This window comes from Streptomyces sp. A 4/2 (assembly GCF_940670765.1).
Taxonomy (GTDB): Bacteria; Actinomycetota; Actinomycetes; order Streptomycetales; family Streptomycetaceae; genus Streptomyces.
This window is the reverse complement of sequence record NZ_CALNVW010000002.1, coordinates 143,829-158,625: the sequence shown is the minus strand read 5'-3', so window position 1 is coordinate 158,625 and position 14,797 is coordinate 143,829. Positions and strand designations below refer to the sequence as shown.

General features: G+C 70.2%; 13 protein-coding genes. 2 read left to right on the top strand and 11 right to left on the bottom strand.

Going from position 1 to position 14,797, the window contains the following annotated elements:
• Positions 1 to 3: 3 nt before the first annotated feature.
• From NBY69_RS01450 to NBY69_RS01435, 4 genes are all read right to left on the bottom strand, one after another.
• On the bottom strand, positions 4 to 675 hold the full coding sequence (locus tag NBY69_RS01450; RefSeq protein ID WP_250297736.1) for a response regulator transcription factor: 672 nt from the start codon (positions 673 to 675) through the stop codon (positions 4 to 6).
• A gap of 138 nt (positions 676 to 813) precedes the next feature.
• On the bottom strand, positions 814 to 2,445 hold the full coding sequence (locus tag NBY69_RS01445) for a M4 family metallopeptidase (protein ID WP_250297735.1): 1,632 nt from the start codon (positions 2,443 to 2,445) through the stop codon (positions 814 to 816).
• Positions 2,446 to 2,585: 140 nt separating this feature from the next.
• Positions 2,586 to 4,619 (bottom strand): M4 family metallopeptidase, encoded by a 2,034-nt coding sequence (locus NBY69_RS01440; RefSeq protein ID WP_250297734.1) that lies wholly within the window; start codon positions 4,617 to 4,619, stop codon positions 2,586 to 2,588.
• Positions 4,620 to 4,780: 161 nt separating this feature from the next.
• Positions 4,781 to 5,707, bottom strand: coding sequence for a TetR/AcrR family transcriptional regulator C-terminal domain-containing protein (locus tag NBY69_RS01435; protein ID WP_250297733.1), 927 nt, complete (start codon positions 5,705 to 5,707; stop codon positions 4,781 to 4,783).
• A 113-nt stretch (positions 5,708 to 5,820) separates the two neighbouring features.
• On the opposite strand from NBY69_RS01435, the gene NBY69_RS01430 reads away from it, so the two are divergent.
• Entirely contained in the window at positions 5,821 to 7,341 is a 1,521-nt protein-coding gene (locus tag NBY69_RS01430) for an MFS transporter (protein ID WP_250297732.1), read from the top strand.
• Positions 7,342 to 7,391: 50 nt separating this feature from the next.
• On the opposite strand, the gene NBY69_RS01425 is transcribed toward NBY69_RS01430, so the two are convergent.
• The 7 genes from NBY69_RS01425 to NBY69_RS01395 form a co-directional block, all read right to left on the bottom strand.
• A complete protein-coding gene (locus NBY69_RS01425; protein ID WP_250297731.1) occupies positions 7,392 to 8,591 on the bottom strand; it encodes a cytochrome P450 in 1,200 nt (399 codons plus the stop codon).
• A gap of 131 nt (positions 8,592 to 8,722) precedes the next feature.
• A complete protein-coding gene (locus NBY69_RS01420; RefSeq protein WP_250297730.1) occupies positions 8,723 to 9,817 on the bottom strand; it encodes an NAD(P)-dependent alcohol dehydrogenase in 1,095 nt (364 codons plus the stop codon).
• Positions 9,814 to 10,422, bottom strand: a complete 609-nt coding sequence (locus tag NBY69_RS01415; protein WP_250297729.1) for a hypothetical protein — start codon at positions 10,420 to 10,422, stop codon at positions 9,814 to 9,816. Before NBY69_RS01415 ends, NBY69_RS01420 begins: the two co-directional genes overlap by 4 nt.
• The gene (locus NBY69_RS01410) at positions 10,406 to 11,218 is read right to left on the bottom strand and encodes an HAD family phosphatase (RefSeq protein WP_250297728.1); all 813 of its coding nucleotides are present in this window, start codon (positions 11,216 to 11,218) and stop codon (positions 10,406 to 10,408) included. Before NBY69_RS01410 ends, NBY69_RS01415 begins: the two co-directional genes overlap by 17 nt.
• A 144-nt stretch (positions 11,219 to 11,362) precedes the next feature.
• Complete coding sequence (locus tag NBY69_RS01405) at positions 11,363 to 11,938, bottom strand: EF-hand domain-containing protein (RefSeq protein ID WP_250297727.1); 576 nt, start codon at positions 11,936 to 11,938, stop codon at positions 11,363 to 11,365.
• A gap of 273 nt (positions 11,939 to 12,211) precedes the next feature.
• Positions 12,212 to 12,862 (bottom strand): response regulator transcription factor, encoded by a 651-nt coding sequence (locus tag NBY69_RS01400; protein ID WP_284347826.1) that lies wholly within the window; start codon positions 12,860 to 12,862, stop codon positions 12,212 to 12,214.
• 101 nt (positions 12,863 to 12,963) lie between these two features.
• The gene (locus NBY69_RS01395) at positions 12,964 to 14,253 is read right to left on the bottom strand and encodes a histidine kinase (RefSeq protein ID WP_250297726.1); all 1,290 of its coding nucleotides are present in this window, start codon (positions 14,251 to 14,253) and stop codon (positions 12,964 to 12,966) included.
• A 138-nt stretch (positions 14,254 to 14,391) separates the two neighbouring features.
• On the opposite strand from NBY69_RS01395, the gene NBY69_RS01390 reads away from it, so the two are divergent.
• Positions 14,392 to 14,775 carry a DUF4190 domain-containing protein gene (locus NBY69_RS01390; RefSeq protein WP_250297725.1) on the top strand — a complete coding sequence of 128 codons (384 nt, stop codon included), beginning with the start codon at positions 14,392 to 14,394 and terminating at the stop codon, positions 14,773 to 14,775.
• Positions 14,776 to 14,797 lie beyond the last annotated feature (22 nt).

Sequence of the window (14,797 nt, the reverse complement as noted above, 5' to 3'; positions counted from 1 at the left end):
GGGTCAGACGGTGCCGTCCACCAGACCCGCCTCGTACGCCAGAATCGCCAGTTGTACGCGGTTCTTGAGTTCCAGCCGACTCAGGACGGCGCTCACATGGGCCTTCACGGTGCCCTCCACCACGTACAGTTTCGCCGCGATCTCCGCATTGGAGAGCCCCGCAGCGACCAGCGCCACCACCTCGCGCTCCCGTCCGGTGAGCTGGTCCAGCTTGCCGCGCGCGTCGGCGGCCCGGGACAACCGGGCCGTGCCGAGGTGGGCGAGGACGCGCCGTGCCACCTCGGGGGAGAGGAACGCGGCACCCTCGGCGACGGCCTGTACCCCGGCGATCAGCTCGCGCGGGTCCCCGGACTTCAGCAGAAAGCCGCTGACGCCCGCACCGAGGGCCCGCACGATGTACTCGTCCTCGGAGAAGGTGGTGAGCATGACCAGAGCGGTTCCGGGAGCGGCCGTCCGCAGCTCCTCCGCTGCCTGCAGGCCGTCGAGACGTGGCATGCGGATGTCGAGCAGGGCTACGTCCGGGCGGTGTTTCAGGGTCAGTTCGACGGCCTCGCGTCCGTCCCCCGCCTCCGCGACGACCTCGATGGACGGGGCAGCGCCGAGCACGGCGCGAATCCCCGCGCGAATCATCTTCTCGTCGTCGGCGAGCAGGACACGTACCCGTGGTTCGGTCATTCGGCCAGCCTAGAACTTCACGGAATCGCACGGGAATCGCACGAGAGCCCGGCAGGCACAGCCCGCGCCCCGGACAGCGGAAGGCCCCGCCCGCGCACCGTGGTCCGGTGCGGGCGGGGCCTTCGTGGTGCGGTGTTGTTACTTCACGTTGATGCCGGTCCAGGCGGCGCCGACCGCCTTGTACTCGGCGCTGGTCGCGCCGTACAGGTCGCTCGCGGCCTTGAGCGTCGCCACGCGGGCTGCCGAGTAGTTGGTCGTGGACGTCATGTACGTAGACAGCGCCTTGTACCAGATCTGGATGGCCTTGTCCCGGCCGATGCCGGTGACCGTGGAGCCGTCCGAGGTGGGCGAGTCGTAGTTGACGCCGTTGATGGTCTTCTTGCCGCTGCCCTCGCTGAGCAGGTAGAAGAAGTGGTTCGCGGGGCCCGACGAGTAGTGGACGTCCAGGTTGCCGAGGCTGGACGACCAGTAGTCGGCCGAGCCGCCGTCCTTGCTGGGCTTGTCCATGTAGCGCAGCGGGGAGCCGTCGCCGTTGATGTCGATCTTCTCGCCGATGAGGTAGTCGCCCGGGTCCGAGGTGTTGTTGGCGTAGAACTCGACGGACGTACCGAAGATGTCCGAGGTGGCCTCGTTCAGGCCGCCCGACTCACCGTAGTAGTCGAGGTTGGCGGTGGCCGCCGTCAGACCGTGCGACATCTCGTGGCCGGCGACGTCGATGGCGGTCAGCGGGGCGGCGTTGCCCTCGCCGTCGCCGTACGTCATGCAGAAGCAGCTGTCGTCCCAGAACGCGTTCACGTAGCTCTGGCCGTAGTGGACCCGGCTGTACGAGGCGACGCCGTCGCCCGCGATGCCGTTGCGCTTCAGGACGTCCTTGTAGAAGTCCCAGGTCTCGGCGGCGCCGTAGTGCGCGTCGACCGCCGCCGTCTCCGAGTTGGAGGCGAGGCCGTTGCCCCAGGTGTCGGTGGTGTTCGAGTACAGCGTGCCCTTGCCCGAGCTGCCGTGGTTCAGGTTGTACGTCATGTGGCCGCCGCGGCCCGCGTCATTCAGCGTGTAGTTGGACCCCGACTTCGTCGTGCCGAGGGTGACCTTCCCGCTGTACTCGCTGGTTCCGGTGCCGGTCTTGACGGCCTGCCACTCGGCGAGCTTCTTGCCGGTGGTGGCGTCGGTGACGACGTGCAGCTGGCTGGGGGTGCCGTCGTCCTGGAAGCCGCCGACGACCGTCTCGTAGGCGAGGGCCGGCTTGCCGCTGGCCGCCCAGATGACCTTGCGCGGGGCCTGGTCGGCCGAAGTCTTGGCGGAGCCTGCGGACTTGGCCGCGACGAGCGCCTTCTGCTGCGCGGTGGCGGGCTTCACGGTCGCCGTGGTGCCCGCGACCTTGATGGTCGACTTGGTGGCCTTGGTGACACTGGTCGCGCCGCTCTTCGCGGTGTGGACGACCAGGTCGCCGCCGAGGACCGGAAGTCCGGCGTAGGTGCGCTCGTACCGGGTGTGCGTGGCGCCGTCGGCGTCCTTGATGACGTCCCGGGCGATGAGCTTCTCCTGGCTGCCCAGGCCGAGCTTCCCGGCCGTGCTCGACGCGTCGGCGCTCGCCGCGCGGAGCAGGTCGGCGTGCTGGGTGGTGGAGAGGGAGAGCGCCTGCGCTCCGGGTGCGGCGGGGGCGGGTGTGGCGCCCGCGGAGCCGGAGGCGAGGGTGGTGAGGCCGGTGGCCAGAAGCGCCGCGACGGCGATCGAACCGGCGATGCGCTGCGAGCGGGATATGTGAGAAGTCACTCGATTTTCCCTTTCAGAGGTGGGGGGTTGGGGATATGCGGGTGACGTGCGGGTGGTGGTGCTGCCCGGGGGAGATTGGGGTCACCCCGGGCAGCACTGTCCTTGGTGCGTGCAGCGGTTGCTGCCGTGGAGCGCTGGAATCAGAAGGTGAGCTTCCAGCTGTTGAGCGTTCCGGTGTCCTGCCGTGCGACGTCCTGGACCTTGAGCTTCCAGGTGCCGTTGGCCGTCTCGCTGGACGCGTTGACCGTGTAGGTGGCCACCACGTTGTCCGCCGAGTCGGACGAGCTGGAGTTCTTCAGCCGGTACGTCTTGCCACTCGGGCCGACCAGGTCGATGACCAGGTCACCCCGCCACGTGTGGCTGATGTCGACGTCCACCTTGAGCGTGGCCGGAGCCTTGCCCGTCACACCCGTGACCGCGATCGGCGAGTTGATCGCCGCACCGCCGTCCGGGATCGACACCTTCGTGGTGGACTGGAAGACGGTGCCCGTTCCCGGGTCACCGCCACCGCCGGGGCGCGTGCCGACATTGATGCCGGCCCACGCGTCGGCGACGGACTTGTATTCGGCGCTGGTCGCGCCGTACAGCTCACTGGCGACCGCGAGCGTCCCGGTGCGGGCCGCCGCGTAGTTGGTCGTCGAGGTGAACTTCTCGGTGAGCGCCTTGTACCAGATCAGCTCGGCCTTGTCCCGGCCGATGCCGGTGACCGGCAGGCCGTCGGACGTGGGCGAGTCGTAGTTGACGCCGTTGACGGTCTTCTTGCCGCTGCCCTCGCTGAGCAGGTAGAAGAAGTGGTTCGCGGGGCCCGACGAGTAGTGGACGTCGAGGCCGCCGAGGCTGGACGACCAGTTGTCGGCCGAAGCGCCGTCCTTGCTGGGCTTGTCCATGTAGCGCAGCGGGGAGCCGTCGCCGTTGATGTCGATCTTCTCGCCGATGAGGTAGTCGCCCGGGTCGGAGGCGTTGTTGGCGTAGAACTCGACGGCGGTGCCGAAGATGTCCGAGGTGGCCTCGTTGAGGCCGCCGGACTCACCGCTGTAGTTGAGACCCGCGGTGGCGGCGGTGACGCCGTGCGACATCTCGTGGCCGGCGACGTCGATGGCGGTCAGCGGGGCGGCGTTGCCCGAGCCGTCGCCGTACGTCATGCAGAAGCAGCTGTCGTCCCAGAAGGCGTTCACATACGAATTGCCGTAGTGGACACGGGAGTAGGCGGCGACGCCGTCACCCGCGATGCCATTGCGGCCGAAAACGTTCTTGTAGAAGTCCCAGGTCTCGGCGGCGCCGTAGTGCGCGTCGGCGGCGGCCGTCTCCGAGTTGGAGGCGAGGCCGTTGCCCCAGGTGTCCGTGGTGTTCGAGTACAGGGTGCCCTTGCCGGACGAACCGTGGTTCAGGTTGTACGTCAGCTGGCCACCGCGGCTCGCGTCGTTCAGCGTGTAGGTGGACCCCGACTGCGTCGTGCCGAGGGTGACCTGGCCGCTGTACTCGGTGTTGCCGACGCCGGTCTCGATCGCCTGGCGCTCGAAGAGCTTCTTGCCGGTGGTGGCGTCGGTGATGACGTGCAGTTCGCTCGGGGTGCCGTCGTCCTGGAAGCCGCCGACGACCGTCTCGTAGGCGAGTGTCGGCGTGCCCTGCGCCAGCCAGATCACCTTGCGGGGCGCCTTGTCGGCCTTGGTCTTCGCCGAGCCCTGCACCGCCGCGGCCTTCAGCGCCGACTTCTCGGCGGCGGCCGGCGCGACGGTCGCACCGGTGCTGATGTTCTTCAGTTCTGCGCGGGACGCCTTGGTGACGCCCTCGGTCTGCCCCGCCTTCGACTGGTCGACGACCAGGTCGCCGCCGAGTACCGGCAGTCCGTCGTAGGTGCGCTCGTACCGGGTGTGCGTGGTGCCGTCCCGGTCCTGGGTGACGTCGCGGACCTGGAGCTGTTCATGTGCCCCGAGACCGAGGTCCTTCGCGGTGGCCGCCTTGGTGGCGTTGGCCTCGCGGATCAACTCGGCCCGCTGGGCGGGCGAGAGAGCGGCGGGGGCCGCGCCGGGGCGGGCCTTGGCGGTGACAGCGGCGGAAGCGCTGCTGTTCTCGGGTGACGCGGAGGCTGTGCCGGTCTGAACGCCTACGGCGAGCAGGGCCGCAGCGGCGACGAGGGCGCCGGTGGCGGTGGCACGACGGTGCGTGGGTCTCACGCGATCTCCTTCTGCGAGGGGGACAGAGCGACCTGGTGAGCCGCCCTGGCAGAGCAAGCAGTGCGCAGAACGGGGAGAGAGTGTCATCTGTGAAGTGCCGCTGTCAGGAGCGCGTCAAAAGGTTGGCCGAAAATCGTCCGTTGTCCACATGGTCGTGTTCGCTATTCGGGAACTTTGCTGATGAGTGCCGCGGTGCCGTCCAGAATCCGGTGCAGCCCGAATTCGAAGAGGGTGGTGAGGTCCAGTTCGAAGCCACCGTGTTCATCCAGCGAATTCAGATGCGGGTAGGCGCCGGTCGCGGCGAGAACCTCGAACTGTGTCTCGTTCCGTGCCATCCACTCGTCGGTGGACAGTCCGGTGTCCTGGAGCGCCTGCGCCTCCAGGTCGGTGGCCATCGCCAGCCCCTGGATGTAGGCGAAGAGCGTGAGATGGAGGTGCATCAGCCGGCTCTTCGAGAGCCCTGTGTCCGCGCCCGCGCGCAGCATCCACTCGGTGTACGCCATGGCGTTCGGGACGGGCGTGGGCCGGGTGAGGGAGGCCATGGCGTGGACCATCCACGGGTGCCGGTTGTACACCGCCCACATCCACCGGGCGCCGCACACGAAGCGCTCGCGCCAGTCGTCGGGCTGCCGTGCGGGCAGCGGCTGTTCGGCGCAGACGGCGTCCGCCATCAGCTGCACCAGCTCGCCCTTGCCCTGGACGTGCCGGTACAGCGCCATGGTGGAGAGGCCGAGTTCGGTCGCCACCCGCCGCATCGACAGCGCGGGCAGACCCTCGCTGTCGGCGAGCGCGACCGCCGTACGCACGACGCGGTCGCGGCTCAGCCCCGCGCCCGCCCCGGCGGGGCCACGGCCCGGTGGGGCGGGCGCGGCCGGTGCGGTGACGACCGTCCCGACGCCGGGCACCGCCCGCACCAGCCCCTCCTGGCGCAGTGCGGCCAGCGCCTTGGTGGCCGTCGCCATCGCCACGCCCCACTCCTCGGTGATGGCCCTCGTCGACGGGACGCGCGCGCCCGGCGAAAGTTCGCCGGCATCGATCCGGCGGCGGATCTCGGCGGCGATGCGTCGGTAGGGCGGTTCGGTGTCCACTCCGTGAGTGTACTAGTGCACCTGAGCGTCAAATGCCTGCTGGGAGCTGGTCGTTGTGGAGGTGCACTAGGCCGCTGTTTGCGGTGTACGCGACCGGCTGCTTCGCTCCCGGCATGACCACTGAATCCACCGGACACTCCGCCGGACCACCCACCGCGGGCCGCCGCGAATGGACCGCGCTCGCGGTGCTGATGCTGCCCCTGCTGCTCGTGTCGATGGACGTCTCCATCCTCTACTTCGCCATCCCGTCCATCAGCCAGGACCTGGAGCCCAGCGCCACCCAGCAGCTCTGGATCCTCGACATGTACGGCTTCGTGCTCGCCGGGCTGCTGATCACGATGGGCGCGCTCGGTGACCGCGTCGGGCGGCGCAGGATGGTGCTCGGCGGGGCCGCGCTCTTCGGTGCCGCGTCGGTCGTGGCCGCGTACGCCCACAGCGCCGAGATGCTCATCGCGGTCCGGGCGCTGCTCGGCGTCGGTGGCGCGGCGCTGATGCCCTCGACCCTCGCCATCATCCGCAACCTCTTCCTCGACGAGAAGCAGCGCGGTCGGGCCATCGCCCTGTGGACCGGGGTGATGACCACCGGCATCTCACTCGGCCCGGTCGTCAGCGGACTGCTCCTCGCACACTTCTGGTGGGGCTCGGTCTTCCTCGTCAACCTGCCCGCGATGGCGCTCCTGCTGATCCTCGGGCCGCTGCTGCTCCCGGAGTTCAGGGCGCCCGTCAGGGGAACGTTCGACCTGTTCAGCGCGGCGCTCTCGCTCGCCACCCTGCTCCCGGTCATCTACGGCATCAAGGAACTGGCGGCGCACGGCTACGCCCCGCTGCCCGCTCTCTCCGTCACGGCCGGCCTCGCCGTCGGCGTCGTCTTCGTCCTGCGTCAGCAGCGCGTCGAACACCCCATGATCGACCTGTCCCTGCTGCGCCACCGCGCCTTCGGCGGATCGCTGCTCGCCAACCTCCTGGCGATGTTCGCGACGGTCGGCTTCGCCGTCTTCCTCAGCCAGTACCTCCAGTCCGTGCTGGGCATGAGCGCGCTCAGGGCGGCGCTCTGGTCGCTGGCCCCGATGGCGGGAGTGGCGGTACTGGCGCCGACCGCCGCGCTGGCGGCGAAGCGCTTCGACCGCGCGTACGTCATGGGCGCGGGCTTCGCCGTCTCCGCGTGCGGGTTCCTCTGGCTCAGCCGGGTGCACAGTGGCTCGGCGCTCTGGGTCACGGTGGCCGGCGCCGCGGTGTACGCGGGCGGTCTGGTAGCCGCCATGACACTTGCCAACGAACTCGCCCTCGGCGCGGCCCCGCCGGAGCGCGCGGGCTCGGCCGCCGCGGTCCTGGAATCCGGTCAGGAGCTGGGCGGGGCACTGGGCATGGCCATCCTGGGCTCCGTCGGCGCCGCGGTGTACCGCGCCGACATGGCGGGCGCGCCCGATGCCGTACGCGAGACGCTGGGCGGCGCGACCGCGGTGGCCCACGGCGAACTCCTCGCCTCCGCGCACCACGCGTTCGTCCACGCCCTGGACTGCGCGGCGATCGGGGCGGCGGTGGCCATGGCGGGCGCGGCGGTGCTGTCGGTCGTCCTGCTGCGGGGCACGAGCCCGGCAGCAGTACGGACCACCGAGCCCGCGCTGCTGGTCTGAGGGGAAGAGCCATGGGGGAGCGCGCACAGGGGGGCGCTCCCCCATGGCCCTCAGGGCTGCCCGGTGCCCGCCGCTTCGGTGTGCAGGGTGTGTGCGGATGCGCCCGACACCAGGAGTGCGCTGACGCTGTTGATGGTCAGCGAGGTGGTGGGCGGACCGGGCGGGCCGGTGAGCTGCAAGGGCGGGAGTGCGGTGAACAGGCCGGACAGGGCGGTACGGAGCTGGAGCCGGGCGAGTGGAGCGCCGAGGCAGAAATGCGGGCCGCGGCCGAACGCGAGGTGGTGCTGCCGGGGGGCGGCGATGTCGAACCGACCGCCGGAGGTGCGCCGGGTGTCCCGGTTGGCCGCGGTGTAGCAGAGCAGGAGGGCGTCGCCCTTGCTGAGGTGCTGCCCGCCCAGCACGACATCTTCGCGGGGGAAGGCGAAGGGCAGCGCGAAGACGCTGGAGTCGTAGCGCAGGGCTTCCTCCACCACGTGGTCCCAGGTCACCTCGCCGTCGAGGACGCGTCGCAGTTGCGCCGGGTTCTCGAGGAGGGCGCGGGCGGCGTTGACGAGGGCTGCCACGGTGGTGTCGAAGCCGGCGGCCAGGAAGAGCCAGAGAGTGTCCTGGGCCTCCCGCCGGGTCAGGGAGCCGCTCTCGACGGACTGTTGGAGGTCGGTGACGAAACCGCCGTCCTCGTCCCGCCCGGCCGGGCGCTCCAGGAGGTGGCCGAGGTAGGTGCGGATCTCGCTGCTCAGCTGCTGGGATTCCTGTGGCGTGAGTGCGGCGCGCGAGAGAGCCCGGAAGACCAGGGAGGTTGCCTGCGGGCGCTCGGCTTCCGGGACAGCGAGGAGCGAGCAGAGCACGTCGAGGGCCAGCGGGAGGGCGAACTCCGTCCGCAGGTCGACCGGCCGCTGCACGGGATCGAGGCCGGAGAGGAGACGAGTGACGGTCCGGTCGACCGCGGGCTGGAGGCTCCTGATGCGGCGGGGGGTGAAGGCGGTGGCGGCGATGCGGCGGAGCCGGGTGTGGTCCGCCCCGTCGGCTGTCAGCATCCACTGCCGGTTCAGGTGGTCGATCATCGGCCAGTCCGCGGGGACCTCGCCGTTCTGCAGGGCTCTGAAGTGCTGGGGCGAGCGGGAGTACAGAGGCCGGGTCAGAACCGCTTCCAACTCGTCGAAGCCCACGACGGCCCAGCAGTCGACACCGCCCGGCCACTGAGCCGGGACGACGGTTCCCTGCGCGCGCAGTGTCCGGGACTGCTCCTGCATGTCTGCGTGAGGGTCGAGTGCGATGCGGGCCGGCACGGTGAAGCCTTCCGATCGGTGAGTTGTTCGGACGGGAGGGAAGCCAGACGGGCAGGAGGGCAGACGGGCAGGAGATCAGACAGGCAGGCAGGAGGTCAGACGGGCAGGAGGACGGCCTTGACGACTTCGCCGCTCGCCACGTCGCGTTCCGCCTGGTTGATCGCATCGAGCGGGTACGTCCGGATCAGGCGGTCGAAGGGGAAGCGGCCCTGCTGCCACAGGCCGATGAGCTGTGGGACGAACAGCCGGGGGACGGCGTCACCCTCGATGATGCCCTTGACGGTCCGGCCGGCGGCGAGGAGCAGCGGGTCCACGGTGAGGTCCCCGTCCTGTACACCGATGAGGCCGCAGGTGCCGTGGCTGTGCAGGGCGCGGATGAGCGAGGTGATGACCGAGGGCACGCCGGTGGTGTCGAGGGCGTAGTCGGCGCCATCGGTGATTTCCCTGATCTCCTCGGTGAGGTCCCGGCTGTGTCCGTCGAGGGTGTGGGTCGCGCCGTACTCCTCGGCCAGTTTCCGGCGCAGGGGGTGGATATCCACCGCGACGACCACCGTCGCTCCGGCCGCGTACGCGGCCATCACGGCGGCGAGTCCCACGGCTCCCGTTCCGGACACCACGATGCTTGATCCGGCGTGGACGCGAAGGGAGTTGAGGACGGCGCCCGCCCCGGTCTGGAAGCCGCAGCCGAGTGTGCCGAGCAGCTCCAGGCGTGGTGCGGACGGCGGAACCGGGACGAGGCTGCGGGCCGGGACCACGGCGTGCGTGGCGAAGGAGGACTGGGCGAACCACCGCGCGGAGATCTCCTCGCCTGCCTGACCGCGGGCCGTTCCGGAGCCGTCGGGGCGGCGGCCGGTGAGATTGCGGGGGAAGAACGTCGCGCAGTTGGCCGGCCGTCCTCCCAGACAGGCGCGGCAGTTGCCGCACGAGTCGAACGACATGACCACCCGGTCACCCGGGGCCACATCGGTCACGTGCTGTCCGACCGCTTCCACGACCCCGGAGCCCTCGTGCCCCGGAACGAGGGGCAGCGCGATGCCCGTCCGTGGAGTGCGGGGCAGCAGATCGGTGTGGCAGAAGCCGACCCCGGCGATGCGGACGAGCACCTCGTCGGGGCCGGGCTCCGCCAGGTTCACGTCCTCGACCGTGAAGGGGAGCGCCGGATGGCGCAGGACCGCGGCCCGGACCTTCACAGTCCGGCCTTCGTGCCGTCCCAGAATTCGTCCGCCCAGACGTCCCCGTAGAGCCAGTTCCCGGCGGCTTCCGGATCGTCACTGGTGTAGAACTCGCGGTGCGTCCGGAGGATGTCTCCCAGCGGAACCTCGGAGGTCCCGGTGGGCAGACCCATCCGTGCTGCCGCGAGAGCGATGTTCGGGGCCGGGGTTCCCATGCCCTGCTGGAAGGCGGTGAATTCCGTCAGCCGGATCTGCCCGTCGTCGTCGCGGTCCACCGCGGACCAGACGGCTTCGCCGACCGGCTTGAAATAGGCGTCGTAGTCGGCGGCGCCGCCGATCAGCGCCTTCGCCATGGCCTCCCGCCATTCCTCCGGAGTGATAGCCCGGTCGGGCCGCCATCCGGTGACCGCCGCGATGTGGTCGCAGAAGCCTTGTGACGCGGCGAGGACGGCCTGCGCCTTACGGCTGCCCAGGGGCTCACCCAGGTAGACCAGGATCCGGACGAAGAGGAGCGACACGTCGGCGAGTTCGATCCGGGCGTCACGGTCGTGATCGGCTTGGGCGAAACACACGTCGACCTTCCGCTCGATCAGCCGGGACGCAAGGTCATGCGGAGTACGCATCGAGGTTCCTCTCCGAGGGGACGGTGGAGACGGGGGAGACGGGGGAGACAGTGGAGACGGCAACGACCCCTGGCGCAGTGGCTGTGCGCCGGGAAGGGCGTGAGGGGGAGACGAGAGCCGATACCTGCGGAACGAGGGTGCGGCGGTCGGCGACGGTCCAGGCTCCGTGCCGGGCCATGCACCGCAGGGTTTCGTCCGGTTCGAAGGCGATGGGATGCCCGACGGCGTGCAACAGGGCGTAGTCCGAGGCCCCGTTACCGATCGCCAGTGCTTCGGTCATATCTGCGTTCAGCTGGGAAGCCAGCTCACGCAGCAGGCCGACCTTCACTTCAGGGATTGCCGGGAGGCTCAGGAATCGGTGTGTGCAAACGCCGTTGTCGACGGCGAGCCGCATACCGAACCGGTGGCTGATGCCCAGCTCGTCGGCTATTCGGTCGATCATCTCCTGCGGGCTGCCCGATATCAGCACCGGAACGAACCCGCCCTTTTCCAGGATTTCGATCAACGGGCCCGCGCTGTCGAGCAATCGGTGCCGAACACGCTGCCATGCCGCGTGCGAGGCGGCGAGGATACGTTCCTGCGGGACGCCTTCCACGGCGCGGGCGTAGCAGTCGCTGGTGGACTCCAGCGTGGTACGGAATGCTTTCCCCGCGCCGCGGTGCTGTCGCATGGCGTTCCGCACCCGGTGCACAGCTGATGCGCTGACGAGATCCGCGGAGTTCAGCTCGTCCAGGAGAGCGAAACCCAGCGTCCCCTGATAGAGCGTTCCGTCCACGTCCACAACGGCGATGTTCATTCGACCTTCTCGGCGGCTGACCAGTACGGCATCCCACCCCGCCCGCGGAACTAACCCAGGGCGTACCCAGCGGGCAGGGGGGGGCGTCGGAATTTCCGTCGGGGGCGGCTTCGGCAGGCCGGCGGTCACCCCTGACCGCACTGTTCAGACCGCGGCGGTCTGGAAGGCGGCTCCGAAGAGCCAGTTGCCGTTGGTCTCGGCGTCGGTGCTCGTGTAGAAGTCCCGGAAGGCGACCATCAGTTCGTCCACCGACAGTGACCCGTCGCTGTTGAGGTCGAGCCGCTCGAACGCGATGCGTGCGTTCTCGGGCGAGGTCCCGAACGCGAGCTGCACGGCGCTGAATTCGGTGGCGGTGACCCGGCCGTCGTCGTCACGGTCGCAGAGACTCCAGATGGCGTTCGCCACCGGGCGGCTCGCTGCGTTGAAGCTCTCGGCCGAGCCGACGAGCTTCCGCATCCCGACCCGGTACTCGGTCGGGTCGATCTTCCCGTCGCCGTTGGTGTCCAGTTCGGTCACGAGGCCGTGCCACCAGTCCTGGCAGACGTTCAGCATCGTTACGGATTTCGGAGAGCCGAAAGGCTCGCCCACGGCCGCGATGATCCGCGCGGCGAAGGTCAGAATGTCGGCGGCGTCGACCACCCCGTCCTTGTTCTGATCGGCATGCCCGAAACACATGTCGAACTTCCGGTCGAGCAACGCACTCTGCTGAGCGGGAATCATCTGCGAACGCCCTTCGATGACAAGCCGGAGAAACAGATACGGCCACTCGACATCACGAGCCGAGGGCCGACCGCACAAGGCTATGAGGCCGATCGGGCGAACAAGTGCGATCACTTGGAGGGTTCACCCTCAAGAATGAGCGGCATCACATCTGTTCTACGGCCCGGCGGATGAAGGGCCGGTCGGCCGTGGTCGAAAAGGGCCGGCCGGCTGTGTCGAAGTGGAGAACCGGATCTTCTTCGACGTCGGTGAATTCCCGCACCGGAGGCCCGTTCAGGCGTGTCGGCCCGCGACCCCCGGCACCACCAGACCGGACTCGTACGCGATCACCACCGCGTGGGTCCGGTTCTGCGCGCCGAGTTTGGTCAGCACGTTCCCGACATGGGTCTTCACCGTCTCCAGGCTCACCGTGAGCGACTCCGCGATCTCCGGGTTGGACAGGCCGGTGGCCATCAGCCTCAGCACCTCCTCCTCCCGCCCCGTCAGTGCCGCCCTCGGCAGCGCCTCGGCGGAGTCCAGCGGGCGGGCGGCGACCATCCGGCGCAGCGCCGCCGGGAAGAGGATCGCCTCTCCCGCCGCCACCACCCGTACCGCTTCCGCGATCTGCCGGACCGGAAGCCGCTTGAGTACGAAGCCACTGGCCCCCGCGCTGAGCGCGGCGGTGACGTAGCCGTCGTTCTCGAAGGTGGTGATCACCACGACCTTCGGCGGAGCGGCCGACCCGGCCAGCAACTGCCGGGTGGCGTCTATCCCGTTGCGGCGCGGCATCCGTACATCCATCAGCACCACGTCCGGCCGCAGCCGCCGCGCCTGTTCGACCGCCTCGACGCCGTCGGCGGCCTCGCCGATCACCGTGATCCCCGGCTGCACCGCGAGCAGGGTGCGCAGACCGCTGCGGGTCACCTCGTCGTCGTCCGCGATCAGGAGTGTGACGGGGGAGTTGGCGGGGGAGCTGGTGGGGTTGGTGGTGACGGGGCCGGTTCCGGCGGCGCCGGCCGTGACGGCTGCGCTCGCGTCGGAGCCCGTCACGCGCGCAACCGGGCCGGCAGCCGGACCGCCAACCGCCAGTGCTGCGGACCGTCCGGGCCTGCCTCGATCTCACCGTGCAACAGGCGTACGCGCTCGGCCAGTCCGGGCAGGCCGTGCCCGGACGTCGGGAAGGCACCCGGGCCCCCGCCCGTACTCGTACTCGTACGCGGCCCGGTCCGGTTGACCACACCGAGCTCCAGTCCGTCCGGCGCGGCTGCCACCCGGACCTCGATCGGGCCGCCCGCCCCGTGCCGCAACGCGTTGGTCAATCCCTCCTGCAGGATCCGGTACGCCGCCCGGGAGAGCGTCCCCTGCACCTGCGCCAGCCCGCCCGTCAGCTCCGGCTCCACCACCGCCCCCGCGTGCCGCAACCGGTCCAGCAGTTCGGGCAGGTCGGCCAGGGTGCGGGTCGGGGCTGTCCCCGACTCCTCCTCGCGCAGCACGCCCAGCACGTAGTCCAGGTCCTCCAGTGCGGCCCGGGTCGACTCCTCGATGCTGCGCAGCGCGGCCCGCGCCGCCACCGGGTCGGCGGACAGCACCTCGCCCGCCACCGCCGCCTGGATCGTGGCCGCCGTCAGCGTGTGCCCGATCGAGTCGTGCAACTCGTGGGCCAGCCGGTTCCGTTCGGCCATCAGCAGCTCCCGCTCGGCCGCCAGCGCGAGCCGCTCGGCCGACGACGGCCCCAACAGCCGTGGCGCCAGCCACCGCAGAGTGCCCGTCACCACCGCACAGACAGCCGCCGCCAGCAGCACGCAGCCGAGCGCCGCCGCCCAGCTGCCCCAGCCACCCTCCAGCCGGACCGACCGGCCGAACAGGCTCAGCTCTCCCTCGGCGCCGAGCCAGTTCCCCGGCAGGACCAGGCCCGCGATCATCAGCACACCGCTCACCAGCGCCCCCGTCCACCCCAGTGCCACGTGCAGCAGCAGCCAGACCGGAGTCCGCCAACGGCCGGCAGCGGACGCCGGCGCGGTGGGAGCCCGGCCGGTGCCGGGCGAACCCGCCGGCCGCCGACCGGTCAGCGGATCCGGCAACGGCACCCTCAGCAGCCGGCGGGCGGAGACGATCAGCCCCCGCCGTGTGGTGCGGGCCAGCCCGACCGCGCCGATCAGCGCCGCCCACGCCAGCAGGTCCAGAACGACCTGCACCCCGTAGGGGGCGGACCGCCATGCCAGTGCGGGCAGCGCCACGAAAGGCAGCAGAGCGATGCTCGCCAACGCGCCGCACCAGGCGTACAGCACACCCGTGTACGTGGAGCCGCGCAGCAGCGGCCGGATTCCCCTGATCATGATGCGGCCAGTATGACCGGCGAGCCCACCGACGGCCTCCCCCGATCGGGGGAGCGCTTTCTCCCGCTTTCCCGCGATGTGCGTCCAGGACCCCGCGAGCCAGGATCGTGCCCCGACCAGTTGACCGGAGGACGGTTGATGAACACACAAGGGACGAGGACGCTGCCCCACCCCCGGGGCACCGGCCACGCCACACCGCCCGAGGCCGGCCGGAACGGCCTGACCGTGACCGCGATGGTGCTGGGCGTCACCGGTCTGGCCACCTCGATCGTGTTGATCGGCGGCCCGCTCGGCGTCATCGGCCTGATCCTGGGCGCCGCCGCCCTGAGGACGACGAAGCGGACCGGCGTCGGGCGTGGCATGGCCGTCACCGGTCTGGTGACGTCGTCGATCGCCATCGTGGTGTCCGTCCTGGTCGCCGTCTCCGTCGCCTGGTACGCCGACCACACCCAGGAGTGCTACCGGCCCGACAGTTTCCGGCAGTACACGCACTGCGTCCACCAGCAGCTCGGCGGGCACTGACCGGTGCCCGGCAGCACCGCGG

Bases quoted from the DNA above. Each gene is read 5' to 3' on its own strand.
- NBY69_RS01450 (WP_250297736.1), bottom strand. From the start codon at position 675: ATGACCGAACCACGGGTACGTGTCCTGCTCGCCGACGACGAGAAGATG.
- NBY69_RS01410 (WP_250297728.1), bottom strand. From the start codon at position 11,218: ATGAACATCGCCGTTGTGGACGTGGACGGAACGCTCTATCAGGGGACG.
- NBY69_RS01405 (WP_250297727.1), bottom strand. From the start codon at position 11,938: ATGATTCCCGCTCAGCAGAGTGCGTTGCTCGACCGGAAGTTCGACATG.
- NBY69_RS01415 (WP_250297729.1), bottom strand. From the start codon at position 10,422: ATGCGTACTCCGCATGACCTTGCGTCCCGGCTGATCGAGCGGAAGGTC.
- NBY69_RS01395 (WP_250297726.1), bottom strand. From the start codon at position 14,253: ATGATCAGGGGAATCCGGCCGCTGCTGCGCGGCTCCACGTACACGGGT.
- NBY69_RS01390 (WP_250297725.1), top strand. From the start codon at position 14,392: ATGAACACACAAGGGACGAGGACGCTGCCCCACCCCCGGGGCACCGGC.
- NBY69_RS01425 (WP_250297731.1), bottom strand. From the start codon at position 8,591: ATGCAGGAGCAGTCCCGGACACTGCGCGCGCAGGGAACCGTCGTCCCG.
- NBY69_RS01430 (WP_250297732.1), top strand. From the start codon at position 5,821: ATGACCACTGAATCCACCGGACACTCCGCCGGACCACCCACCGCGGGC.